The following is a 23,764-nucleotide window of genomic DNA, read 5'->3' as shown; positions in this document are numbered from 1 at the left end:
TCGTGCCGGCGGCCGGGACCGTGGCCCGGTCAGCCGGCCTCCGCGGGTGCTGCCTCCTCCACGCTGCGGGAGTCCGTGAGGCTCAGTGCGCCGATCGTCGCGATCAGGCCGACGGCGACGGCGAGTACGGCGTAGGCGATCCGCTCGCCGTGGAAGAAGGAGGCCACGAGGTCGCTGCTCCACAGCCCGGCCGGGAGCTGGGTGGTGACCAGCGCGGCGATCAGCGTGCCGACCACGGCGGTGCCGACGCTGGTGCCGACCTCCTGCGCGGTGTCGTTGAGCGCGGTGCCCATCGAGGTGCGGTTGGCCGGCATCGCGTCGACGAGCGCGACCGCACAGATCGTCATGACGGTCCGCAGCCCGATCGTCATGAGCACCATGCAGAGCGCGATGACGAGATATCCGTGCTCGACACCCCAGGACAGTCCCGCCATCGCGACGGCCAGGCAGGCCGCGCCCACCAGGCAGGCGATGCGGTGGCCGTAGCGGCGGGCCAGTCCCTCGGACACGGGCGTCGCGAGCAGCATGGTCACGATCAGCGGCAGGTTGGCGAGGCCGGCCCGTACGGGGCTCCAGCCGTACGCGTACTGGAAGTGGAGGATGAGCCCGAACATCACGCCGGCCATCGCGATGGACGTACCGATCTGTGCCACGGCGGCTCCGCGGACCGTGCCGTTGGCGAACAGGCCCAGGTCCAGCATGGGGGCCGGGCTGCGGCGCTCGTGCCGGATGAAGGCGGCCGCTGCGACGGCCGCGCCCGCGACCGAACCGATGGTGAGGGCGGAGAGCCAGCCGTTCTCGACGCCGCTGGTCAGCGCGTAGCAGGCGAGCCCGATGGTGGCGACGCTCAGTGCGGCGCCCGGTATGTCGAGCCGGTCGCGCGTCAGGTCCTCGGACCGGTCGGCCGGGACGCCGAGGCGGACCCCGATCCAGGCGATCACCGCGATCGGGGCGTTGACGACGAGCAGCCACTCCCAGCGCACATGGGCCAGGGCCGTGCCGCCGATCAGCGGTCCGAGGATGAAGCCGGACATGCCGACGACGATCATCACCGTCATGGCGCGCATCCGCAGCGCCTTGTCGTCGAAGAGGCGGAAGACCAGCGAGTTCGTGATCGGGGCCATCGCCGCGGCGGCGATGCCGAGCAGGGCGCGCAGGGTGATGAGCTCGCCCGCGGTGGTGACCCAGACGGCGCACAGGCTCAGCGCGCCGAACACGGACAGCCCGACGAGCAGGACACGGCGGCGGCCGAGCCGGTCGGCCATGGAGCCCGCGGTGAGCAGCAGACCGCCGAAGGTCAGTGAGTACGCGCCGGTGACCCACTGCAGCGCGGTGGTGCCACCGCCGATGTCGCGTCCGATGGTGGGCAGCGCGATCGACAGCAGGGTGTTGTCGACCATCTCCACGAAGAAGGCCAGACAGAGGGCGGCCAGCGGAATCCAGGCGGCGCGCAGGGAGGGATAGGTGCGGGAAGAGGGGGGTTTCAGTATCGCGGTCGTCATGGCGGCGCTCCTTTCGATCGAACGCCGCTCGGTTATCGAACGGTGTTCCATGAGGTACGATAGAACAGCGTTCGATAGAGATGCAAACGAAGGGGCAGAGGCCATGCCGCGCCACCAGAACCGTGGAGCCGCCGGCGGTCGCCGCCGGGCTTCGCACTCGATGGAGTCCGTGCTCACCGAGGCGGTGGCGCTGCTCGACGAGGCGGGGCCTTCGGCCCTGACGTTCCGGGCGCTCGCGCAGCGCCTCGGGGGTGGTGTGGCCAGCATCTACTGGTACGTCGCGAGCAAGGACGAGCTGCTCGACCGCGCCACCGACCATGTTATCGGCGGCGTCCTCGCCGAGATCGAGGCCATCGAGCCGGGTGACGACCCGATCTACCACCTGCGCGCGATGTCGCTGACCCTGTTCGACGCGATCCTGGTGCGGCCCTGGCTCGGGAACTACTTCATGCGCAACACCGACGTCCAGGGCAACGCCCTGCGCCTGTACGAGAAGTTGGGGCAGCCGACCCTTCGGCTGAAGCTCACCGCCCGCCAGCGGTTCCACGCCGTATCGGCGATCACGACGGTCGTCGTCGGCTCGGCGGTCGACCTCGGGCAGGAACCGCCTCAGGAGGTCCTCGACGGAGCCCTCGGCCGTGACGAGTTCCTCGGCCGCTTCGCCGCGACCTGGCGGGAGCTCGACGCCGACGACTTCCCCTTCGTGCACGAGATCGTCGACGAGTTCGACGGGCACGACGACATCGAGCAGTTCCGCGCCGCGCTGGACCTGACCCTGGCGGGGCTGCGCCTCCAGGCCGGCGCCTGAACGCGCCGGGGGTACGGGACTACCTGGCGTCGCGCTGTCGGCGCGCGCGCTCGAACTCGGCGACGTCCGACATCCAGGGGCCGTGCCGATCGAGCGCGGCGCAGCCGCCGAGGACGAAGGCGCTCACCAGCTTCCGGTACCCGTCCATCCCGCCGACGAGGCTGTACTCGACCCGGTACTCCGGCTCCGACCCGCCCTTCCCCTCGCGCACCGTGGTGACCCGGGCGATGGAGTCCGCGTAGAAGTGGAGCTGGACCCCTTCGCCCATCTCCTCGTCCTCGATGGTGAACACCTCGTTGTCCGATGCGGAGCGGTCGCCGACGAACTCCCAGAACTCCGCGGTGGCGGAGCGGGGGCCGCCCTGGCGCCACTTCTTCTCGACGCCCTTGTCGTCGGTGAAGGACAGGGCTGTCTTCCTCGCGCGACCGCCGGCGTCGGTGCGGTCGTCGGCCGCCTCCTCGTCGTCCTCCATGGGTGCGGCCTTGGAGCGGTCCGCGGCCTCCGAGCACATCAGGAAGCTCACGGAACGCACCGCGTCATCGGCGAGGCCGGCGTGTGCACGGCGCACGGCGGTTTCCACCGCCGCCGCCATCCGCTCCCAGTCGCGCTTGTCCGTGGTGCGCTTTCCCCGTCGTGGATCACGGCCGATCCGCATTCCGGCGCACGCCTGCTCGGCGGTGGCGACCACCCGTACGACCTCGGGCAGCAGCGCGGCGTCGACGGCGTCCGGCGTCCGCTTCGGGAGGGTCGAGCCGTGCAGGTACTGGCCCGTGTACCGCAGAATCGCGGCGTCGAGCGGACCGAGTACGGTCCCGCGTTCGGCGCGACGGCGGTTCGCCCGGTACTCCTGCGCCCGCTTCCCGTCGGACGTCTCCGTCGCCGTGCGCAGGGCCGCGCAGACCTGGCCGCGCTCCAGCAGATCGATGCCGGCCCCGTGGGCGATGAGCCGGCCCCGGTCCCAGGGGATGCGCCGGAAGAGGGCGTCGACGTCCGCGGGCGCGGAGAGGAGGATCGGGTCCAGGAGTGCGACGGCGGCGTTCTCGTCGAGGCTGCCCCGAGTTCCGGCGGCGTCGCACAGCGGAAGGACCGCACTCCACAGCAGCAGGTGCCTGGCCAGATCCTCCTGGATCACCGCGAGGTGGGCTTCGTCGATCGGGAACGTGAACGTGCGCGGGTCGTGGTTGGCGTCGGCCCCGGCACCCAGCATCAGCTTCAGTTCACCGTCCTCGCGGATCACGTTCGGTATCCAGCCGCTCCGGCGCGTGAAGACGATGTCGCTCATGGGCCCAGTCTTCCCCATCGGACGTGAGCCCGAGGAACGGGCCCTCGGCGTCGAGGCGGGCGACGGGGAGACCGGGAGGTGCGCCGCCCGCCTCCGGCCCGGGACCACGCCGGGAGCAGGTCAGCTGTCGCCGGGCGCGCTGGTGAAGGCGGCGCCGGACTCTGTCATCCGGTCGACCGCATAGGCCGGGTCGAGCAGTGCCTCGGGGGTGTGGATGCCCGGTGCGACGGGTGCGCCGCGCAGCCCGAGCAACCGCTCGACGCCGAGGGCGATGCCGGTCGCGGTCAAGGGGCGCTGCCCCGCCGGGTGGACCAGGTGGCGGCTCGTACGGAGCGGCGCACCCCCTCCGTCTGCTCCCGCCAGATCGATCCGGACCTCGAAGGAAGGGGGCCCGCCACGGCGTCGGCCGGCGGATGCGCCGACGGCGAAGTCGAAGCGGACGTCGGGCGCGCCTGTCGCGAGGGCGAGGCTCGGTACGTCGAGGATGGCGATGCTCTGCCCGGGCAGAGCGGTGCCGTCGCTGCTGCGCACATCAACCTGCGCGTCGGGGCCGGTGATCCAGGTGAAGACGCCGTCCCGCCGCACCAGGCCCGCCGAGGTGGCCGTGGACCACCGTTCCAGATCGGCTATGCCTGCCGGTCCGCCGGTGTCCAGTTCGTCCAGTACGGCACTGATCCGGATGGTGTCGATCCGGTCGAACTGCCGGGCCCGGTGCAGCGCCGCGAGGACGACGGTGCCGGCGCAGTAGTGGCCGGCCACCAGGATCGGCGCGGGGTCCGCCCGCTGGGCACCCACGACGACCTCCGGCGCGATGTCCACCAGGCCGCTGGAGATGCTGAGGTACGGCAGCCCGCGGTGCTGCGCGAAGCGCAGGCCGTGCAGACGGTCGTCCCAGAGCGCGGCGACCACCGCCGAGTAGCCGCGGCCGGCGGGGAGGCCGAGATCGCCGCGCCGCAGATCGATGGTCACCGCCGTTGCGGCGCCGAGTCCGTCGGCCACCCGCTGTGCGCGACCGATGTCGCGGCCCGCGATCGTCAGCGGCAGCGCCGGGTGCCATCGGCGCAGGAGAGCGGCGGCCCCCGAGCCCGCTTGTCCCGAACCGCCCAAGATCAGTACCGATTCCGGCTGTCCCATGGTGCGTTCCCCTCACATCCATGAAGCTACATTTTGTAGCCTACGCTTTGTAGCTTAGGTTGGAGGGGGAACGCACGGGAGGACCATGGCCACCACACCCACCCGCCTGTCCAAGCAGACCAGGCGGGAGCAGTTGCTCGACACCGCCGTGGCGATCGTGCGCACCCGGGGCGCCGACGCCCTGACGCTGGTCACCCTTGCCGAGGAAGCCGGGGTGAGCAGACCGATCGCCTACGACCACTTCGCCACCCGCCCCGGCCTGCTGCTCGCGCTCCACCGGCGACTCGACGAACGCCACCGGGCTGCGATCACCGAGGCGTTGCGGGACGCCGCACCCGGCGCCGACGAGGTCGCCCGCGTCATCAGCACCGCCTACTTCGCCTGCGCCACCGACATGCCGGAGCTCGGCGCTGTCTCCGCCGCGCTGAAGGGGAACCCGGAAATGGAGGCGATCCAGCACGAGTTGACCGACAGCTACGCGCAGCTGATGGCCGCCGCGCTTCTCCCGTACACCGGCCTCGCGCCCCAAGCCCTCCGGCTGCGGTGCGTCGGCCTGCTGGGTGCGGCGGAGGCGATCGCCGCCGAGCTGAACGGGGAGCGGACGACCGGCGGCGAAGCGGTCACCGCGCTGACCGGCCTGATCGTGGGCGGCATCGACGCCAGGGCCGACCGTTACTGAGGTCGACCTCGTGCTGTCGTCTGCCGATCAGCGGCGGACGACGTGTCGGGGCGGACCCGCTACGCCGGCGTCGTCTCCAGCTCGGCCCAGATCGTCTTGCCCGACTGGCCGTACCTGCTGCCCCAGCGGCTGCTCAACTGCGCCACCAGGAAGAGGCCTCGGCCCCCCTCGTCACCGAGAGCGGCGCGGCGCAGCCTCGGCTGGGTGTTGCTGGGGTCGCTGACCTCGCAGTACAGGACGGTGTCGTGGATGAGGCGCAGACCGACCGGGCCGCCCGCGTAGCGGACCGCGTTGGTCACGAGCTCGCTGACGATCAGCTCGACGGTGAAGTCGAGGAGTTCAAGACCCCATTCGGCGAGCTTCGCGGAGGCCGCCGCGCGGGCGTCGGCGACCGAGGCGGGGTCGGCCGGGAACTCCCACCCGGCGACGGCGTCGGGGCGCAGCGGCCGGATCCGGGCGAGCAGCAGGGCGGTGTCGTCGGCCGCGGGCTGTCGCGCCCGCTCGGAGGTCAGGGCCTCACCGGCCTCCTTCAGCGGGCTTCCCGACCGGTGGAGTCCGGCGATGCGCAGCGCGAGCCGGTCCACCTCGGCGTCCACGTCGCCGACGTCCCCGCTGAGCAGCCCGTCCGTGTAGAGGGCGAGCCAGCTGCCGGGGACGAGCTGCACCGAGGTCGTCTCGAACGGCAGGCCGCCGACGCCCAGGGGCGGTCCGGGCCGGACGGGGACGGGGTGCGCGGTGCCGTCCGGTGTGACCACGATGGGCGGGGGGTGGCCGGCGCTGGCGAAGGTGCAGCGCTGCGTCACCGGGTCGTACAGCGCGACCAGGCAGGTGGCCCCCACCGTGTCGTGTTCCGCCGGGCCGGCCTCGGCGGCGAGCCGGGTCACCAGTTCGTCGAGCCGGGTGAGCAGCTCGTCCGGGGGCAGCTCCAGGTCGCCCAGCGTCTGTACGGCGGTGCGCAGCCGCCCCATGGTGGCCGCGGCGTGCAGTCCGTGCCCCCGCACGTCGCCCACGGCCACGCCGACCCGGAGGGAGGGCAGGGGCAGTACGTCGAACCAGTCACCGCCGATCTCCGCGCCTCCCGCAGCGGGCAGGTACCGGCCCACGGCGTCGAGCGCCGGGGTGCTGGTGGTGGCGGCGGGCAGCAGGCGCTGCTGAAGGGTGACGGCGGCGTGGTTCTCCCGGTGGTACCGGCGCGCGTTGTCGATGCTGAGCGCGGCGTGCGCGGCGATCTCCGTCATCAGATCCGCGTCGAGTTCGTCGAACGGCTCGTGGTGGTCCGTACGCCACACCCCGATGATCCCCAGGACCAGCCCGCGGGCGTACAGCGGGGCGACCGCGAGGGAGCGGCCGTTCTCCGGGAGCAGCTTCCTCCCCGTCGGGCTGTCGCCGATCGCCCGCTCCAGGTGGGCCCGGTCGGTGATGACCGTCCGCCCTTCCTGGAGGTTGCGGATGTCGGGCCGGTCCGGCAGTTCGGGGAAGGCCTCCCCGGGCCGCAGAAGACCGGCCGGCCAGCCGTCGGCACCCCGTACGGCCACCCGGAGCAGATGGGGGTCGCCGGCGCCGAGCGCCTTGGACGGCTCGTCCCCCGCGAGGACGGACTCGGCGAGATCGATCGCCGCCAGATCCCCGAACTCGGGCACCAGCACGTCGGCCACGTCCTGCGCGGTGCGGCGCACGTCCAGCGAGAGTCCGATGCCGACGGCGGCCCGGTGCCGCACCCGCAGTCGCCGGGCGGCGTGCCGCTGCGCGGTCGCGTCCGTCAGCAGCACCGCGACCCGCGAGGGCCGCCCGCCGCCGTCCGAGGTGCGTACCGCGGTCACGGAGAAGGGCTGGTCGGGCGCCGGGCCGGACGGGTCGGGCGCGGGACGGGCGTGGCCCTTCGGCGGCAGCCGCAGCAGGTCGGCCACGGTGAAGTCGCTGTGCAGCACGGACAGGCCGGTGTCCCGCGCCGCGTTCCCGGTCCGTTTCGGCGCGAGCAGGGCGCTCACCAGGGCCGCCTGCCCTTCCGATTCCTCGGCGCGGTCGTCGGGGACGGCGATCAGCAGCCGGTGGGTGGTTTCCCGCAGAGGCAGCAGCCGGCACCGGACGGCGACACCATGGCCCCGCACGTCCCGCAGCAGCGCCCTCTCCCCACCGTCGGGAAGGGCGCCGTCCGGGCTCCCGGTGTCGGTGAACAGCTGGACCGCGGACCGGCCGCGCACCTCACCGGCGGACCGCCCCAGCAGTCGCACGGCGGCGTCGGACCACCGCCTGACCGTCCCCCGGTCATCGATCAGAGCGGCTACGACGTCCATCAGCGTGCCGTTGAACTCGTGTGTGCCGTTGTCGTCTCCTGCGGATCCTGCGGAGCTGTCCACGCTGCCCCTCGCCAACCGTTCGAGACCTTGGACACCCTCATTATGCGGTTTTATGGCGTTTTGCGAGATCGGGGGCAATGTTCGGCTCCCGGTGCGGCCGATCGACGACAATGAACGGAGTTCTCGCTCGGCTGTCACGCTCTGCGGCCATGGCTGGGACACGCCCTACCCCGTCCGCCCCGCACCCGGTCGGCGCGGCGGTGGACAGGGTGCACGCGCTCCCACGACGTCAAGAAGGGGCGCCATGACGGCTCACCGGCGTGACTCCCCCTCGGAGTGGATCTTTTCGGTCGGCACCCGATCCCGCCGCCGAGCCGCAGATCCCCGAGGAATCCCTGCTCGGGGCCGGGAGTTCGCCCGCCGCCGGCTCGGTCCGGACAAGGTGCTGCGCGGTTTCCAGGTCGGCGGGATGATCATGCGACGTGCTCCTGACGTCCGGCTCCGATCAGCCGAGGACGGGAGCGCCGACGCGTACGGGAGCATCGGTGGCGGCGCGTACCTGCTCGGTGGTGACGCCGGGCGCGGTCTCCACCAGGACCAGCCCGGTGTCGGTGATGTCGAGGACGCCGAGGTCGGTGAGGATCCGGTGGACGCACCCCGTGCCGGTCAGCGGCAGCGTGCACTCCGTGACGATTTTGGGGGTGCCGTCCTTGGCCGTGTGGTCGGTCAGGACGATGACCCGGCGGGCGCCGTGCACGAGGTCCATGGCGCCGCCCATCCCCTTGACCATGCTGCCGGGGATCATCCAGTTCGCCAGGTCCCCGCTCGCGGAGACCTGCATCGCGCCGAGGATCGCGGTGTCGATGTGGCCGCCGCGGATCATGCCGAACGACAGCGCCGAGTCGAAGTACGCGGCTCCCGGGAGAACCGTCACCGTCTCCTTGCCGGCGTTGATCAGATCCGGATCCACCCGGTCCTCGGACGGGTAGGGCCCGGTGCCCAGGATCCCGTTCTCCGACTGCAGGACCATGTGCACGCCCTCGGCCACGAACCCGGGCACGAGCGTGGGCAGTCCGATGCCGAGGTTGACGTACTCGCCGTCGTTGAGTTCGGCCGCCGCGCGGGCGGCCATCTGGTTGCGGGTCCAGGCCATCAGGCGCGCACCGTCCTCTTCTCGATCTGCTTGTCGGCGGCCTGCCGGGCGGTGAGCTCGACGACGCGCTGCACGAACGGCGACAACGAGTCCTTGCTTCACCCGCCTGGTATTCAGCATGATGATTACCTTGATGTTGCGTCGGCGTATCCCGTGACGCCAAGAGTTTCCGCCATAACCGTCATGATGAATATGACGAACCACTGGGAGAAGACGTGACGACCACACCGGACAGCGCACCGGAAGATGACCGGCAGGACGTCGCCCGGACCGCTTCCGACCTGCACTCCTACCTGCGGACCTCCGCCGCGGCCGCCCCCTCGCGGGCCGCCCGCAAGCCCGGTGGTGCCTCCCGGGCTCCATCGGCAGGCCGGGCCGAGGGAGCGGCCGAGCACGTGGCGAAGCTGGTCGGTGCGGTGGAGCCGGGGTCGCGTCTGGGGACCAAGGAGGAGCTGCGGAGCCAGTGCGGGGTGTCGGTGGGCACCTTCAACGAGGCGCTGCGCCTCCTGCAGGCCCGTGGACTGGTCACCGTCAAGCCGGGACCCGGCGGCGGCCTGTTCAGCGCCGAGCAGTCACCGATGGTCCGGCTCGGCAACTCCGTCCTCGCCCTGGACGCGCAGCAGAGCGACGTCGCCAACGCCGTACGGATCCGCGACGTCCTCGACCCGCTCCTGATCGAGGACGCCCTGTGGCACGCCTCGCCCGCCGACATCTCCGGCCTCAAGGAACACATCGCGGCCATGGAGAGGGCCGTGGACGCCGCCGACCCCGTGGCGTTCGTCCACGCGAACTGGCGGCTGCACGCCGCCATCGCGGCGATCAGCCCCAACGCGCTGCTCAGCTCCCTCTACACCAACCTGCTGGACCTGATCGAGGCCCACACGCTGACCGTGCTCCCGGCCGGCGAGGAACCCCTGGACCACTACATCGCCCACCGGCACGAGCTCCACAGCGATCTGGTCGACGCCCTCGAACGACGCGACCGGGAGGCGGCGCTCCGCCTGATCCACGAGCACAACACCAGTCTCCAGCCGGAGGAGCACGCCGCTCAGCGCTGATCAGGCGACTTCCCCCGTCGCCGCACCGTGAGCCCTGCCCTGCCCTGCCCTGCCCCAGGGCGGGGCTATCTCTTTTCCCGTCGGACGGACCTCAGCGCTGCCTGGCGCACGGCAGGCCGTCGACCCCCACGTCGGTGGGGGCGGTGCGCGAAGCCGTATGGCGGGGCTTACGGGGCGGGCGTAGCGTAAATGGAGAGCGAGATACGGCATGTGAGGCTTCGCATGCATCGATCCGACTTGCCGGGAGGTCACGGCATGGGACGGGGTATCCGCAACACCATGGGGCTCATCCTGGCGGTCGTCGGCGCTGCCGCGGCCCTCTGGGCGCCCTTCCGAAGTTGGTACAACGGCCGACTCGGACGCGACTTCCGGGTCTGGGAACTCTTCACCGGAGCCGGCGTGACGGACTCGGGCGCGGGTCTGTTCGCATCCATGTTCCTGCCCCTCCTGGTCGGCGCTGTCCTCGCCGTCCTCGGAGTGGTGTTCCGGTCGCGACTGCTGGTCCTCGCCGCCGGAATCATCACCCTCGGCTTTGCCATCCTCTGGATGGTTCGGCAGGGGCAGGCCGAGGGCAGCCTGACGGTCACGGGGGACAGTGACGGGCTCGGCAGCGGAGTGGGGCTCGCCCTGGCCGGCGGGCTCCTCATGCTGATCGGAGCGGCCGTGATGGGTGGCCGCGAGCGCAGGGCCGAACGCAAGGCGCGCCACGAGCAGGAGCACCACGAGCGGGACGCGCTGGAGCACGAGGGCGAGGGCAGCTCGCGCGTCGGGGCCGGAAGCCCGTACGGCATGGCCGCCCGGGAACAGGAGACACGGGACGCGGACATCCCCGCTCACGGCCGGCAGGCCCCGCCGGGAGGCGACCCGCCTCAGCGCTTCGTCCGGCGGCCCGAACAGCAGGGGCCGGCGCCGCGAGGTCGCCCGATCCCGGCCAGGGAGCCGGACAGCGGCGACCGCATACGCGAGGACTCCGACCGTACGCAGTACGAGCAGAACGACGAGGGCGGACGCGCCCACTAGTCCGACCGGGATCCTGGTCCGACCCAGGCGGCTCCGACCAAGGGCACCCGGCGTTCGACAATCCTGCACCCCGACCGCCGTGCCCTGGTCGGGGTTGCAGTCGTGTGAGACGGTGAAGGAAGTATCCGGCCCGTCGACGGCATGCACGCTGCAGTCCATGGCCGGTGGAACAGACGTCAGCGCGTACGAACTCTCGAATGCGCACGCAGACGCGACAGCACCCCTGCCCCCGGTGCGAGCCGCCCGATCGTTTCTTTGGGGGCCACACCGGTGCAACCGTTCATCGAACCCGAGGAAGACCACGAGCGGGTCGACGTGGCGCCCGGCACGGTGACGGCAACCGGGGGCTGCTCGCGGGATAAGGCCCGGCAGGTGCCGGTGAACTCCTTCCAGCGAACCACCACCAAGCAGCTCACCAACCCGTGGAGCGCGGCCGGACGGCCACGCTCCACGATCCACCGTTCCATCGACACCGGTCACATTCTTGGCTGTTCCCCCGAACCGCGGTGACCGCCCATCAGCGGCATGCCCGGGTGATGGCCAGGAGAGGTTCAAGCCCATGACCGCAGAAGTCGTCGTCCGCCCCGAGCGGACAGCCGGAAGTGATTTCGCCCGGCTGTCGAAGAAGATCGCCGAGCAGGGGCTGATGGCCCGGCGCCCCGGCGACTATGCGGCCCGCATCGCCGCCGTGACCGTACTCACCGCGGGCGGCTGGACCGCCTTCGTCCTCGTCGGCTCCAGCTGGTGGACCCTGGCCGTCGCCGCCTTCCTGGCCGTGGTCTTCGGCCAAGTGGCGCTGCTGGCCCATGACATCGCCCACCGTCAGGTGTTCCGGCTGCGCAAGGCCAGCGAGCGGGCGGGGCGGATCACCGCGAACGCCTGTATCGGCATGGGATACGGCTGGTGGCAGGAGAAGCACACCCGTCACCACGCCAACCCCAACCACGAGGAACTCGACCCCGACATCGCGCCCGACGTGATGGTCTGGTCCCAGGACCAGGCCCGCTCGGCCAAGGGGCTGCCCCGGCTGATCGGCCGCTCGCAGGCGTACGTGTTCTTCCCCCTGCTCACGCTGGAGGCCTTCAACCTGCATGTGTCGAGTGTCCGGGCGCTGGCCGACCGCTCGCTCAAGCAACGGCTGCTGGAGGGTGCGCTCCTCGTCGGTCACTTCGCGGTCTACCTGAGCGCGCTGTTCCTGGTGCTGCCGCCCGGCATGGCGATGGCCTTCCTCGCCGTCCACCAGTGTCTCTTCGGCGTGTACCTCGGCTCGGTCTTCGCCCCCAACCACAAGGGCATGCCGATCCGGAGCGGCAAGGACCGCGCGGACTTCCTGCGCCGCCAGGTCCTCACCTCACGCAACGTCCGCGGCAACTGGTTCACCGACATCGCCCTGGGCAGACTGAACTACCAGATCGAACACCACCTCTTCCCGAGCATGCCCAGCCCCAACCTGCGCAGGGCCCAGGTCATCGTCCGGCACTACTGCGAAGGGCTGGGCGTGGCCTATCTGGAGACGGGCCTGATCACCTCCTACCGGCAGGCGCTCCGCAGCCTCCACGAGGCAGGCGCCCCGCTGCGCCGCACCGCACCCGCCACCTCCTGAGCGCTGCTCCGCCGCCCCGGCCGGGGCGGCGGCCCGTGTGAAGCCGGATCACCGAACAGCTGTGGTCCTCCGGTTCGGTGGGCGCCTCCTCAGCAGTCGGAGAAGACCCAACTGCAACGCGCCCTGTCCAGCCGCATCGTCACCGAGTAGGCCCTCGACACCGACGAGCCCCCCACGGCCAGCGTTCCGGCGGAACAACCCGACGGGAACGACGGGGCTCGGCCGGGACGACGGGGTCCGGTCAAGGCGTGCGCCGTGACCGTACGGCGGCGACGGCACCCAGTCCCGCGCCGACGGCCAGCACGAGGAGCCCTCTCAGCCAGACATCACGGTCGATCTGGGTGGCGCCATGCCGTAGGCCAGGCGCGAGGACATGATGCCCGTCAGCAGCGCGCCGTTCGCGACGGCCACCAGGGCGATGGCGCCGAACAGCTCGGTGGGGACTCCTCCCGCCGCCCGGACGACTTCGAGGAGCGGTCCGCTCGACTCCGTCAGGGTCGCCGTCGGCACCGCCACCGTCGCGGCAACTCCGACCAGGGCATACACCGCCCCCGCGGTGAGCAGCGCGCCGAAGAGCGCCCGGGGGTACGAGCGACGGGGGTCACGGGTCTCCTCGGCCACGTTGACGGACGTCTCGAACCCGACGAACGAGTAGTAGGCGAGCACCGCGCCACCGAGCAAGGCCGCCACCGGGCCCTTGGCCGGGGTGCCCAGCTCCGTGAGCCTTCCCGTGTCCCCGTCGCCGCGCAGCACGATCCAGGCGCCCAGAGCGATCACCACGAGCAGTCCGCCGACCTCGATGACCGTGGCGACGACGTTGGCCCGGGTCGACTCGCTGATCCCTCGCGCATTGAGCAGCGCCAGCGCGGTGAGGAAGACGACCGTCACCAGCACCACGGGGAGCGAGACGAACTCGGACAGGTAGTCGCCGCCGAACCCCCGGGCGAGGGCGGCCACCGACACGACGCCGGCCGCCAGCATGCAGAATCCGGCGAGGAATCCGAAGAACGGTCCGCAGGCCAGGGTCGCGTAGTGCGAGGCGCCACCCGCGCGCGGATATTTGGTGACCAGCTCCGCGTAGGAGGCGGCCGTCAGCAGAGCGAGGCAGAGGGCCGCGAGCAGGGGTGCCCACACCGCGCCGCCGGACTCGGCGGCGATCTGGCCCACCAGGACGTACACGCCCGCTCCGAGGACGTCTCCCAGAATGAAGAAGTAGAGCAACGGGGTGGTCAATGCCCTTTTGAGCGGTGCGGGGGGATCCGCTGGCCGGTTCTTCACGGGGGGAGGGTTCACGGGGTTCCGTACACCCGGCGCGGCGCCCGGTGTGCGGCCCGGTCATGCCTACGCAAGGTGACGCGTGGGTCCGAAGGGGACGGGTACGGGAGGCGCGGCCCTCCCGTCACCAGGGGGGTGCGACCGGCAACGTGGCGAGGGAGAGGGCGGGTTGAGACGGACGGGGACGCGGTGGTCGGCCGCCCGGCAGTGGGTGGGCCAGGAGTGGGCGGAGGTGCGGCGGTCCGTCCGCAGCGCGCGCGAGGAGGCCGGACCCGAGCGGGACACGCTCGTCCAGTCCCTCAAGGCAGCGGGGGCGGCGATACTCGCGTGGGCGTTGTGCGGATGGTGGTTCCAGGCCCCGATGGCGCTGCTGGCTCCGTGGACGGCGATCGCGATGGTCGGCAGCACGGTCTACCAGTCGCTGCGTACGGGAGCCCAGCAGTTCGCCATCATCGCCCTCGGCACCGTCTGGGCGTCCGGGGCGATGGCTCTCACCCGGGACCAGAGCATGGCCGCCATGCTGCTCACGCTCCCGTTCATGATGCTGCTCGGCAACTACCGCCGCTTCGGAACCCAGGGGATCTACGGTGCCACCACGGCCCTCTTCGTGATCACCGCCGGAGTCTCCAGCACCTCCACGGTGGGGCACCGGCTCCTGGAGACCCTCATCGGTGCGGTGATCGGCCTGCTGGTCAACGCCCTCGTCCTTCCACCCGTCCACCTGCGCAGCGTCCGTGACCGCCTCGGCCGGGTCGCGCAGGAGGCGGCGGACCTGCTGGACGCCATGGCGGGCGGACTGCGCGAGGGGGACGGGCTGGACGGTGCCCAGGGCTGGCACCTCAGGGCCACCCGCCTGACGGTCTCGCTCCAGGATGTGAGCGACGCCCGCCGCTGGGCGATGGAGGGTTCGCGCTGGAACCCGGGAGGCCGTCTGCGCCGCACGGGACCGAAGCCCCCGCCGTTCGCCGAGGACATGCGGTGGGGCCGTGTCTGCACCCGCGTCCTGGCGGTCACCCGCACGCTCGCCGGGATCCGCGAGGACTCGGAATTCAGCAGGCCGTCACCGGACTTCTTCCGGCAGCTGTCCGACGTGCTGGGCCAGGCCGCGCTCATCTGCGTACGGGAGACGGAACTGCTCACCTCCTCCGAGCCGGACACCTCGCGCGAGGACCGCGACGCGGTGACCGGGGAGGCCCGCGCCGGCCTCGACGCTCTCACCGAGACCTTCCACCGGCAGGAAGGAACGGCGGCGGCCGTCGGAGGGGAACTGCTGCTGGAAGTACGGCAGCTGGTGACCGAACTCGATTCCGCCTGAGCGGGTACGGCCGCCGGGGCGGGCACGGCCGGGCCGAGAGTCGGCCTACCGGTCGCGTGGAGCGGCCTGGTAGGAGTTCCAGTCGGCACGGCCTCCGGCGCCGAGGACCTCGACGGGGGAGGAGAGCTTGTCGCTGGGCCGGTCCCGTAGCTCGCGCCGGGTGATCCGGGCGACGAGCGCCGGAAACAGCGGGCGCAGTGGCTGGCACCAGCGGAGCCACGGCGGGGCGTAGATGTGCGGGGCACGGTGGGCGATGCCCTGGGTCAGCCACCGGGCGACCTGGTCGGGGGAGTGCACACGGCGGGCGGGACGGGGCTGGTTGCGTCGCAGGGCTTCCAGGACGGGGTGGTCGTCGATGCCGGTGAGCATGTCGGTACCGGTCCAGTGCAGGTACGCGATGCCGACCTGGACCCCGTCCGGTTCGAGCTCCCCGCGCAGCGCGAGGGCGAACGACTCCGCCCCCGCCTTGGAGGCGCAGTAGGCGCTCATCATGGGCGCCGCGCCGAACGCGGCGGTGGAAGCGATCTGGAGGAAGTAGCCGTGGGCCGCCGTGAGCTGGGGCAGGAACGCGCGGACGGTGTTGGCGGAGCCGGTGAGGTTGACGTCGATGACCCGCTGCCAGAGCTCGGCGGCCGTACGGTCGAAGGGACCGCTCACCGCGATGCCGGCGTTGGCCACGACCACGCTCGCCGGGCCGAGTTCGGTCTCCACGCGAAGGGCGGCGTCCGTGAGTGCCGCACGGTCGGTGACGTCGGCCTCGACGCAGATGCTCCGGCCGGGCAGGGAGTCGGCGACCACCTGGAGGGTCTCCCTCTCCCGTCCGATCAGCGCCACATGCATCCCGGCCTCGGAGAGGCTGTGCGCGAGGGCTTCACCGATGCCGCGCGCCGCGCCGGTGACGACCGCGACCCGCCCGCGCAGGGGAGCGCCTCGGGCGTGGTGGGTGAGGCGCCCGCCGGGGGTGTCTCGCATCGTCTCTCCTCGATCCGGGGCCGCGTGTCGCCGAAGGCTCGGCAGCCGCCTTCCCCGTCACGTCCTGGCCATGGCTTTTCCGCGAGACCTTGTCGTTTCTGCCCAGCCCGGCCCGCAAGGGGACAGGCGGCCTACTCCAGCCTGCGGCCCATCCGCGTACCCCGCAAGTTCCTCACCTGGTGGACGCCCCGTAGCGGGCGGCGAGCGCGGTGGCCCGTTCGTGCAGTGCGGTACGCAACCACTGCGGGGACAGGGCCTCCGCGTCCGCGGCGAGCTTCCAGAGCACCCACTCGGCGTGCCGCGCGTCCTGGAAGGTCACCTCCAGCCGCAGCCACCCGTCCACTGCGCCTTCCTCGCCCTCTTCGCCTTCTTCGGCCTCTTCCGCATCCTCCGCGAGGACCGCCAGCGCCGTGCCCACCAGCTCCTCCCGGCGCGCCGGGTCCACCCGTACCAGCACGGTGACCTGGTCGCCACCGGTCCGGAACCGTGTGCCGCGTTCCTGCCACGCCCGGTCCAGGTCGACCCGTTCCGACCGCTCGGCGGGTTCGGCGAGCTCCTCGGCGGCCAGGATCCGGGAGAGCCGGTACGTGCGGTCCTCACCCGACCTGGTGGCCAGCAGGTAGCCCTGCTCGCGTACGGTGACCAGACCGATCGGGTCGACCGTCCGCCAATGCGGGGTCCGGCCCACCGCCGCGTAGCGGATGCGCAGCTTGCGCCCGGCGAACACCGCGCGCCGGACCTCGCCCGCGATCGGGTCGGGTACGTCGTCACCCTCCAGCCTTCGCGCGAGGAGATCGGTCTCGGGGTCGATGAGCAGCCGCTCGGCGACCCCGGCCGCGGTGTCCCGATGGCTCTCCGGCAGCGCGTCGACCACCTTGAGCATCGCCGAGGCGAGCGCCGAGCCGAGGCCGAACGCCTGCGCCCCGCGCCGCGATCCGGCGACCAGCAGGGCGAGGGCCTCGTCGTGGTTCAGCCCGGTGAGCTCGGTCCGGAAGCCGGGCAGCAGTGCGAAGCCGCCGTACCGGCCGCGTTCGGCGTGCACCGGGACACCGGCCGCGGACAGCGCCTCGATGTCGCGCAGCACCGTACGCGTGGACACCTCCAGCTCACGGGCGAGCGCGGTCGCGGAGAGCCGACCGCGCTGGCGCAGCAGCAGGACCAGGGAGACCAGTCGATCGGCGCGCATGGGAAAACCCTAGGGCAATACATGACATGAGGTGTCGTGATGCGCTGCGAGGCTCAAGGTGTCGCCCGAAGGCGGCAGTTCATCCATATGAAGGAGCAGTGGATGGGGTCCCGACTCAACCCGTACATCAGTTTCGACGGGAACGCGCGGCAGGCGATGAAGTTCTACCAGGAGGTCTTCGGCGGCGAGCTGGAGGTGTCGACGGCCACGGACTCCGGCCCGGCGAACTCGGACTCGGCGGACGCCTTCGACGCCGACAAGGTCCTGCACGCCCGGCTGGACACCCCGGACGGCTACACGGTGATGGCCTGGGACGTGCCGAAAGGCGTGCCGTACCGCCCCGGCAGCGGTGTCGCGGTCTACCTCGGCGGCGATGACGACGAACTCCGCGTCCGCTTCGAGCGGCTGTCCGAGGGCGGCACGGTGACCATGCCTCTGGAGAAGCAGCCATGGGGTGATGAGGCGGGCGCCCTCGTGGACCGGTTCGGGATCACCTGGATGGTCAACATCGGCCAGGGGTGAACCTGTTACGGCGGCGGCAGGACGCAAGGTCGAGAACCGAGGCGGTCAGACGATACGGGTCAGCCCCTCGATCGCCGTCTGCGCCCATTGCTGCGCCCCCGCCGCCGTACCGGCCGCCACTCCGGTCGCGACCGGTGCCAGCACCCCCTTGAGCATGGCCAGCGCGCGGCGGACCCGGCCCTCCTCGGGGGTGCCCGGCCCGCTGATCGTCGCGCGGACCTCGCCGGCCGCCGCCTCCACGTCCTCACGGTCGCGGTCGGCGAGGCCCGCCCGGGGCAGCTGTTGGAGCAGGTCGTCGACCAGTGCGGCGAGCGCCTCGAACCCCGGGGCGACCGTGCTGTTGTTCTGCTGGTTCTGCGTGACGGACTGGTTGTTCCAGGCGAACTGGGCACCGGAGAAAGCCTCGTTGAACACCGGTCCCTCGTGATTGTGCACATTCCGCGGGTCGTTCATGCGGGGGTACCGCCCTCTCCGGTCTGCTGCTGGATGGCCGTCGTGTTGTTCCAGGCCAGCTGGACGCCGTGGACCTCGTCGTTGAACACCGGCGCGTTGAAATTGTTGATGATGGTCGGGGGCGGTTCGGCCGGCTCCGCGCTCTCCACCACCGGCAGCGACGTACGGAGGGAGACCAGCTCCACCAGTCCGTTGTGCCGCACCGCGTCACCCCCCTCTCCCGCCACGGTGCAGCCCACCAGCCGTCCGCCGCACCGCTCCCGCAGGCTCACCCCCACGACCGCGCAGTCGGTGAACTCGCTGTCCGTGACGTCCAGATAGGCGGAACCACGGCCGCTGAGCCCGGCGGTGCCGGCGCCGGACACGGTGAGGTTCCTCGCGACGAGCCTGCTCTTGCCGAAGGCGCTCACCCCCCACCTGCTCACCGCCTCGATCGTGCAGTCCCGCACGAGCAGTTGAGCCTCCTCGCCCACGCCGAAGCCCAGCGTTCCCCGCTCGGCGGACACGTCGGTGAGCCTGACCCGCGACTGGCCCAGCACCTCGACGGCGGACATGTCGAAGTCCCGGAACACCGCGTCGGTGATGTCGGCCGTGGTGCCCGCGTTCCCCAAGGTCTGCACCTGCGAGGGGCAGCGTTCGACCCGCACGTGCTCGAAGACGGCGGTGCTCCCGTTCTTGACCCGCAGGGCGACGCTCGTCAGATCCTCGATCGCGACGCGGGTGAAACGGCCTCTGGCCGCTTCGGTGATGGCGATCCCCACGTTGCCGCCCGAGACGCGGCAGCCGTCGACCTCCGGAGAGCCGCCCTCCGTGGAGAGCACCGCGGCGTTCCCCGCGTCGAGGACCGTGCACTCCTCGAACCGGCCGCGGCCCGCCGACCCGACGTTGATGCCGGTGTCCCGGCACCGGGCGAAGGTGCATCCGCGCACCACCGGGTCGGCGCCGGTCATGACCGCGATCCCGTGCTGGGCGTCGGTGACGCGCGTGCTGTCCACGGAACCTCTGGACTGCTCCATGAAGCAGATTCCCTCGGCGTGCACGGCCTCGATGGCGCAGCCGGCCACCCTGAGCTCCGCCTGCGTGTCCGCGACGACGGCCGCGAGACCGGTGCCGGTCAGCTCGCATCCGGTGACCTCGGCCCGCGCACCAGTGACGCGTACGCCGTGGATGCGGCTGCCCTCGACACGGCTGTCCCGGACCGTGACGTCGGCGCCTTCGATCACGGCGATCGCGTTGTCGGTGGCATCGGTGAACCGGCACCGCTCCACGAGCCCGCGGGCCCCGCTGAAGAGGGTCCGGCCGTGCAGCACCACGCTGTCCCGCAGCGTGAGCGAAGTGTTGGGCCTGGCGTGCACACCGACCCCGTTGTACGCGCGGATCTCGACCCGGTCGAGGGTGAGCGTCCCCGCATGGCAGGCGACGGTGTCGGCGTCGCGGCCGGTCAGGACGAGGCCGTCGACACCGACCGTTCCGTACGCGTCGAGGGCGGTCCCGCGCGCCTGGCCCACCACCACCGAGCCGGGCGCCTCCGCCGCGACGAGCCGGACCTCTCCCCGTACGGTGAGGGCTTCCTCGTACCGTCCGGGCGCGATCTCGATCAGCGCCGCCCGGCCCCGCCGGGCCGCCGCCAGGAGCGCGGAGGTGATGTCGGCGTGGACGCCGCGACCGCCGCGCGGTGAGACGACGTACTTCGCGACCATCTCCGCTCCCCCCACGGCGCATGTCTGGCGCGCTCGATGCTACCTGAGCGGCCGTCACCGGGCGGGTCGTCCGCAGGCAGGTGCCGAGCCGCCGGGACCACGGTGCCCCCGCCCGGGTCGTCGACCCGGGCGGGGGCACCAGGAGCGGTAGGTCAGCGTGCCGGCCGGAGCTCCAGCGTGCAGCACTTCACGCTGCCGCCCGCCTTGAGGAGCTCGGACAGGTCCACACCGACCGGGCGGAAGCCGCGGTCACGGAGCTGCCCCGCGAGACCCGTGGCGTTCTGCGGCAGGACTACGTTCAGCCCGTCCGACGTGGCGTTCAGCCCGAACACCGCCGCGTCCTGCGCCGAGGCGAGCACGGCGTCCGGGAAGAGGCGTCGCAGCACGGCGAGGCTGCCGGGGGAGAAGGCCTCCGGGTAGTAAGCGATCGTCTTCTCGTCCAGCACGGTGAGCGCCGTGTCCAGGTGGTAGTAGTCGGGGTCCACCAGGGTCAGCCCGATCACCGGGCGGCCGAAGAACTCCTGGGCCTCGTCGTGGGAGCGGGGATCGCTGCGGAACCCCGTACCGGCGAGCAGGAGGTCGCCCACGAGCAGGTAGTCGCCCTCCCCTTCGTTGACGACGCTCGCCGTGCGCAGGTCGGGGAAGCCGTTGTCGCGCAGCCAGTCGTGGTACGCCGGACCCTCGGCGATCCGCTCGGCGTCACGGAAGCGGGCCACGAGGGCGCGCCCGTCGACGACCGTGGCGCCGTTGGCGGCGAAGACCATGTCGGGGAGTCCGCGGACGGGTTCGATGGTGTCGACGGTGTGCCCGAGGCTCAGGTAGACCTCGCGCAGTCGCTCCCACTGGGCGATGGCCAGCGGAGTGTCGACAGGCTTCTTCGGGTCCATCCACGGGTTGATGGAGTAGACCACGTCGAAGTAGGTGGGCCGGCACATGAGGTAGTGCCGGGCACGTGCGGTACGCATGGGTGAGGGTCCCGATCGTCAGGGGCGGCCGGTGAGATAGCCGCCCATCGAGGTGAAGTACTCGGTCGCGGGAAGTTCGCGGCCGTCCCCGGTCCGTACGCGGGTGATGGCCAGACCGTGGTTGCGGCCGGTTCGGGCATCGGCTCCGGCGACGATCACGACGCCGTCGCCCTCGCGGTAGAAGATCCGGCCCGGGGTGCCGCCGTAGCGGCCCTCGGACACGACAGCGGAGACGACTTCGAGCCGCTGCCCCTTGTGGAAGGTGAAGGCGCTCGGGTAGGGAGCGGACTGGGCGCGGATCAGACGCTCCAGGTCCTCGGCCGGCCAGGTCCAGTCGATACGGATGTCCTCCTCGGCCCGCTTGTGGAAGAAGCTGGCCTTCGACCGGTCCTGCCGGGTGAACTCGGTCTGCCCCGAGGCGATCAGGCCCAGCGCCTCGGTGGTGACCGGGGCGATGAGGTCGACCGTACGGTGGAAGAGGTCGGTGGTGGTGTCCGTCGGACCGACAGCCACCGACCGCTGGATGACGATGTCGCCCGCGTCCAGCTCCTCGTCCATCAGGTGGGCGGTGACGCCGACTTCCGGCTCGCCGTTGATGAGCGCCCAGATCAGCGGCGAGAAACCCGCGTAGGCGGGCAGCAGGGAGTCGTGGATGTTCAGCGTGCCGTGGACCGGCAGGTTGTAGATCTCCGGCGGCATCCACGTCCGCCAATTGTTGGCGACGATGATGTCCGGGGCCACCTCCTTGAGGCGCTCCACCAGTTCATCGTCCGGCCGGTTGCGGATGATCACGGGGATCCCGTGCTTCTCCGCCAGATCGGCCACCGAGTCGCTCCAGATCTTCTCGTAGGCGTGCTCGCTCTTCGGGTGCGTCACCACCGTCACCACGTCGTGCTCGGAGTCCAGCAGCGCTTGCAGGGTGCGGTGCCCCCAGGTCTGGTAACCGAACATGACGACCCGCATGGAGGTGCCTCCTTGGAAGAGCGATGACCGGCGACTCAGTAAAGCAAGGCTTACCTAAGAGCACAACGTCCCATGATTCAACGTGGGGTTGAGAGGATCAGGTCGGCCGGAATCGCACCCTGACGTCGACAGGCGAGGCCGTGCGGGTTAGCTTGGCCCGGCCCGCTCTCCGGCCGTGCGCCGTGGGTCCGACCGCGACGGGGGAGGGACCTCCCATGCTCTGTACGAGGCTGACGAACGCCCGCATCCTCACGCTCGACCCGCACCACCCCGTCGCCCGCGACCTCGGTGTCTGGCGGGGCCGGATCGTCGGCGTGGACGAGGCGGTGACCGCTCTCCCGGCCCGCGAGGTGGTCGACCTCCAGGGCGCCACCGTGCTGCCCGGCTTCATCGACAGCCATGTCCACCTGGCCTGGGCCGGGTTCAAGGCCCGTACGCCGAGCATCGCCCCGTGCATGCGGATCGAGGACATCCTCGCCGTCGTGGACGAGGCCGCCCGCCGGCCCGCACCCCCGGGCGCCTGGCTGGATATCGCCGGTTACGACCAGCGGGCCCTGGGCCGCCATCTGACCGCCGCCGAACTGGACCGGGTCAGCCACGGCCGCAAGATCCTCCTGATGCACGACTCCGGACACGCCTGCGTCGTCAACACCGCCGTCCTGGAGCTGCTGCCGGCCGAGGTGGAGCACGAGGAGGGCTTCCTCGCCGAGAGCGCCATGACCGCCGCCCGACGGCTGCGGCTCCCGTACTCCCAGGAGGAGCTCGCCGACGCGATCGAACACGCCGCCCGCGCCTGCCTCACCGAGGGGATCACCGCCTGCGCCGAGGCCGGCATCGGCGGCGGGCTGCTGGGCCACAGCCCCGTCGAACTCGGCGCCTACCAACTGCTGCGCGACCGGGGCCGACTGCCCCTGCGCGTCCAGCTCATGGCCTCCGGAGACACCCTCCGTACCCGCGCGGCCCACCCCGACGACGGCTTCACCGAGGCCCTGGACCTCGGCCTGCGCACCGGATTCGGCGACGACTGGCTCTCCCTCGGCGCCCTGAAGATCTACACCGACGGCGGCATGATGGCGCGCACGGCCGCGCTCACCTCCCCGTACGAAGGGACGGACGACACCGGCCGGCTCCAGGACGACCCCGACCGGCTCACCCGCCTCATCATCGACGGCCACCTCGCCGGCTGGCAGCTCGCCGTCCACGCCATCGGGGACCGCGCCGCCGACCTCGCCCTGGACGCCCTGGAACGCGCCCAGAAGCTCAAGCCCCGGCCCGACGCCCGCCACCGCATCGAACACGCCGGACTCATCCGCCCCGACCAGCTGCCCCGCTTCGCCGCGCTCGGCGTGAGCGCGGTGGTCCAGCCCAACTTTCTGCGGTACTTCGGCGACGACTACGCGACGGTGATGGGGGAGCGGCGGGCCGGCTGGATGTACCGGGGCCGGGGGTTCCTGGACCACGGCGTCACCCTCGTCGGCTCCTCGGACCGGCCCGTCACCGACGGTTCCCCGCTGCGGGCGATCCAGTTCATGGTCGAACGGGCCTCCGCGTCCGGCCGGACCATCGGCGGGGACGAGGTGATCGGCGTCGCGGAGGCCGTACGCGCCTACACGGTCGCCGGCGCCCACGCCTGCCGCTGGGACGGCACGGCGGGCACCCTCTCCCCGGGCAAGCGCGCCGACTTGGTGGTCCTCGGCGACGACCCGCACCGGGTGGACCCCGCGCGGATCGGGGACATCGAGGTCGTGACGACGTACGTGGACGGCCGGGACACCCGGGAGGCCCTGTCCGCCTGAGGCGCGGGGCGGGGGCGGGGGCTCCAGTCCTTCGCCCTCCCGGCCGTGAGATCAGGGAATCAACGCCTTTTTCGTGTTATT

General features: G+C 71.6%; 20 protein-coding genes and 1 pseudogene. 9 read left to right on the top strand and 12 right to left on the bottom strand.

What is annotated here, in order from left to right:
• Nucleotides 1–29 precede the first annotated feature (29 nt).
• Entirely contained in the window at nucleotides 30–1,502 is a 1,473-nt protein-coding gene (locus IF17_RS0114460; protein WP_030565805.1) for an MFS transporter, read from the bottom strand.
• Nucleotides 1,503–1,662: 160 nt separating this feature from the next.
• On the opposite strand from IF17_RS0114460, the gene IF17_RS0114455 reads away from it, so the two are divergent.
• Nucleotides 1,663–2,310 (top strand): TetR/AcrR family transcriptional regulator, encoded by a 648-nt coding sequence (locus tag IF17_RS0114455; protein WP_030565804.1) that lies wholly within the window; start codon nucleotides 1,663–1,665, stop codon nucleotides 2,308–2,310.
• Between the two features lie 19 nt (nucleotides 2,311–2,329).
• On the opposite strand, the gene IF17_RS0114450 is transcribed toward IF17_RS0114455, so the two are convergent.
• Nucleotides 2,330–3,592, bottom strand: a complete 1,263-nt coding sequence (locus IF17_RS0114450) for a DUF6357 family protein (protein WP_030565803.1) — start codon at nucleotides 3,590–3,592, stop codon at nucleotides 2,330–2,332.
• A gap of 120 nt (nucleotides 3,593–3,712) precedes the next feature.
• Nucleotides 3,713–4,726 (bottom strand): hypothetical protein, encoded by a 1,014-nt coding sequence (locus IF17_RS0114445; protein WP_030565802.1) that lies wholly within the window; start codon nucleotides 4,724–4,726, stop codon nucleotides 3,713–3,715.
• Nucleotides 4,727–4,811: 85 nt separating this feature from the next.
• On the opposite strand from IF17_RS0114445, the gene IF17_RS0114440 reads away from it, so the two are divergent.
• On the top strand, nucleotides 4,812–5,405 hold the full coding sequence (locus IF17_RS0114440; RefSeq protein WP_030565801.1) for a TetR/AcrR family transcriptional regulator: 594 nt from the start codon (nucleotides 4,812–4,814) through the stop codon (nucleotides 5,403–5,405).
• A 59-nt stretch (nucleotides 5,406–5,464) separates the two neighbouring features.
• On the opposite strand, the gene IF17_RS0114435 is transcribed toward IF17_RS0114440, so the two are convergent.
• Both IF17_RS0114435 and IF17_RS0114430 read right to left on the bottom strand, forming a co-directional pair.
• Complete coding sequence (locus IF17_RS0114435; protein ID WP_342342162.1) at nucleotides 5,465–7,762, bottom strand: SpoIIE family protein phosphatase; 2,298 nt, start codon at nucleotides 7,760–7,762, stop codon at nucleotides 5,465–5,467.
• Between the two features lie 445 nt (nucleotides 7,763–8,207).
• Nucleotides 8,208–8,855, bottom strand: a complete 648-nt coding sequence (locus tag IF17_RS0114430; protein ID WP_030565798.1) for a CoA transferase subunit B — start codon at nucleotides 8,853–8,855, stop codon at nucleotides 8,208–8,210.
• Nucleotides 8,856–9,070: 215 nt separating this feature from the next.
• On the opposite strand from IF17_RS0114430, the gene IF17_RS0114420 reads away from it, so the two are divergent.
• The 4 genes from IF17_RS0114420 to IF17_RS0114405 all read left to right on the top strand — a co-directional run bounded on the left by IF17_RS0114420 (nucleotide 9,071) and on the right by IF17_RS0114405 (nucleotide 12,536).
• Nucleotides 9,071–9,913, top strand: coding sequence for a FadR/GntR family transcriptional regulator (locus tag IF17_RS0114420; RefSeq protein WP_244890484.1), 843 nt, complete (start codon nucleotides 9,071–9,073; stop codon nucleotides 9,911–9,913).
• A 255-nt stretch (nucleotides 9,914–10,168) separates the two neighbouring features.
• Complete coding sequence (locus tag IF17_RS1000000137135) at nucleotides 10,169–10,933, top strand: hypothetical protein (protein ID WP_051883991.1); 765 nt, start codon at nucleotides 10,169–10,171, stop codon at nucleotides 10,931–10,933.
• Nucleotides 10,934–11,203: 270 nt separating this feature from the next.
• Nucleotides 11,204–11,443: a hypothetical protein gene (locus IF17_RS0114410; RefSeq protein WP_030565792.1), complete on the top strand. Its 240-nt coding sequence runs from the start codon at nucleotides 11,204–11,206 to the stop codon at nucleotides 11,441–11,443.
• A gap of 49 nt (nucleotides 11,444–11,492) precedes the next feature.
• Nucleotides 11,493–12,536 carry a fatty acid desaturase family protein gene (locus IF17_RS0114405; RefSeq protein ID WP_030565790.1) on the top strand — a complete coding sequence of 348 codons (1,044 nt, stop codon included), beginning with the start codon at nucleotides 11,493–11,495 and terminating at the stop codon, nucleotides 12,534–12,536.
• A gap of 345 nt (nucleotides 12,537–12,881) precedes the next feature.
• Here IF17_RS0114405 and IF17_RS01000000136440 read toward each other — a convergent pair.
• A pseudogene (locus tag IF17_RS01000000136440) lies at nucleotides 12,882–13,814 on the bottom strand (APC family permease); the annotation flags it as partial.
• Nucleotides 13,815–13,980: 166 nt separating this feature from the next.
• Here IF17_RS01000000136440 and IF17_RS0114395 point away from each other — a divergent pair.
• Nucleotides 13,981–15,126, top strand: a complete 1,146-nt coding sequence (locus tag IF17_RS0114395) for an FUSC family protein (RefSeq protein WP_051883990.1) — start codon at nucleotides 13,981–13,983, stop codon at nucleotides 15,124–15,126.
• 45 nt (nucleotides 15,127–15,171) lie between these two features.
• Here the strand turns inward: IF17_RS0114395 and IF17_RS0114390 are convergent, their stop codons facing one another.
• Together IF17_RS0114390 and IF17_RS0114385 are read right to left on the bottom strand one after the other, a co-directional pair.
• A complete protein-coding gene (locus IF17_RS0114390; RefSeq protein ID WP_030565786.1) occupies nucleotides 15,172–16,098 on the bottom strand; it encodes an SDR family oxidoreductase in 927 nt (308 codons plus the stop codon).
• 172 nt (nucleotides 16,099–16,270) lie between these two features.
• A complete protein-coding gene (locus IF17_RS0114385) occupies nucleotides 16,271–17,284 on the bottom strand; it encodes a helix-turn-helix transcriptional regulator (protein ID WP_030565784.1) in 1,014 nt (337 codons plus the stop codon).
• Nucleotides 17,285–17,386: 102 nt separating this feature from the next.
• Between IF17_RS0114385 and IF17_RS0114380 the strand changes: the two genes are divergently transcribed.
• Complete coding sequence (locus IF17_RS0114380) at nucleotides 17,387–17,806, top strand: VOC family protein (protein WP_030565782.1); 420 nt, start codon at nucleotides 17,387–17,389, stop codon at nucleotides 17,804–17,806.
• Nucleotides 17,807–17,851: 45 nt separating this feature from the next.
• Here the strand turns inward: IF17_RS0114380 and IF17_RS0114375 are convergent, their stop codons facing one another.
• From IF17_RS0114375 to IF17_RS0114360, 4 genes are all read right to left on the bottom strand, one after another.
• Nucleotides 17,852–18,259, bottom strand: coding sequence for a hypothetical protein (locus IF17_RS0114375; RefSeq protein ID WP_030565780.1), 408 nt, complete (start codon nucleotides 18,257–18,259; stop codon nucleotides 17,852–17,854).
• Nucleotides 18,256–19,959, bottom strand: coding sequence for a right-handed parallel beta-helix repeat-containing protein (locus tag IF17_RS0114370; protein ID WP_030565778.1), 1,704 nt, complete (start codon nucleotides 19,957–19,959; stop codon nucleotides 18,256–18,258). Before IF17_RS0114370 ends, IF17_RS0114375 begins: the two co-directional genes overlap by 4 nt.
• 152 nt (nucleotides 19,960–20,111) lie before the next feature.
• Nucleotides 20,112–20,924, bottom strand: coding sequence for a dimethylargininase (gene ddaH, locus IF17_RS0114365; protein WP_030565776.1), 813 nt, complete (start codon nucleotides 20,922–20,924; stop codon nucleotides 20,112–20,114).
• Between the two features lie 18 nt (nucleotides 20,925–20,942).
• Nucleotides 20,943–21,887: a methionyl-tRNA formyltransferase gene (locus IF17_RS0114360; RefSeq protein ID WP_030565774.1), complete on the bottom strand. Its 945-nt coding sequence runs from the start codon at nucleotides 21,885–21,887 to the stop codon at nucleotides 20,943–20,945.
• Between the two features lie 215 nt (nucleotides 21,888–22,102).
• On the opposite strand from IF17_RS0114360, the gene IF17_RS0114355 reads away from it, so the two are divergent.
• Nucleotides 22,103–23,683: an amidohydrolase gene (locus IF17_RS0114355; RefSeq protein ID WP_030565772.1), complete on the top strand. Its 1,581-nt coding sequence runs from the start codon at nucleotides 22,103–22,105 to the stop codon at nucleotides 23,681–23,683.
• The last annotated feature ends 81 nt before the right edge of the window (nucleotides 23,684–23,764 follow it).

This window comes from Streptomyces cyaneofuscatus (assembly GCF_000718135.1).
Classification (GTDB): Bacteria; Actinomycetota; Actinomycetes; order Streptomycetales; family Streptomycetaceae; genus Streptomyces; species Streptomyces cyaneofuscatus.
Note: the sequence above shows the minus strand (reverse complement) of the source record. Positions and strands in the feature narration are given on the sequence as shown.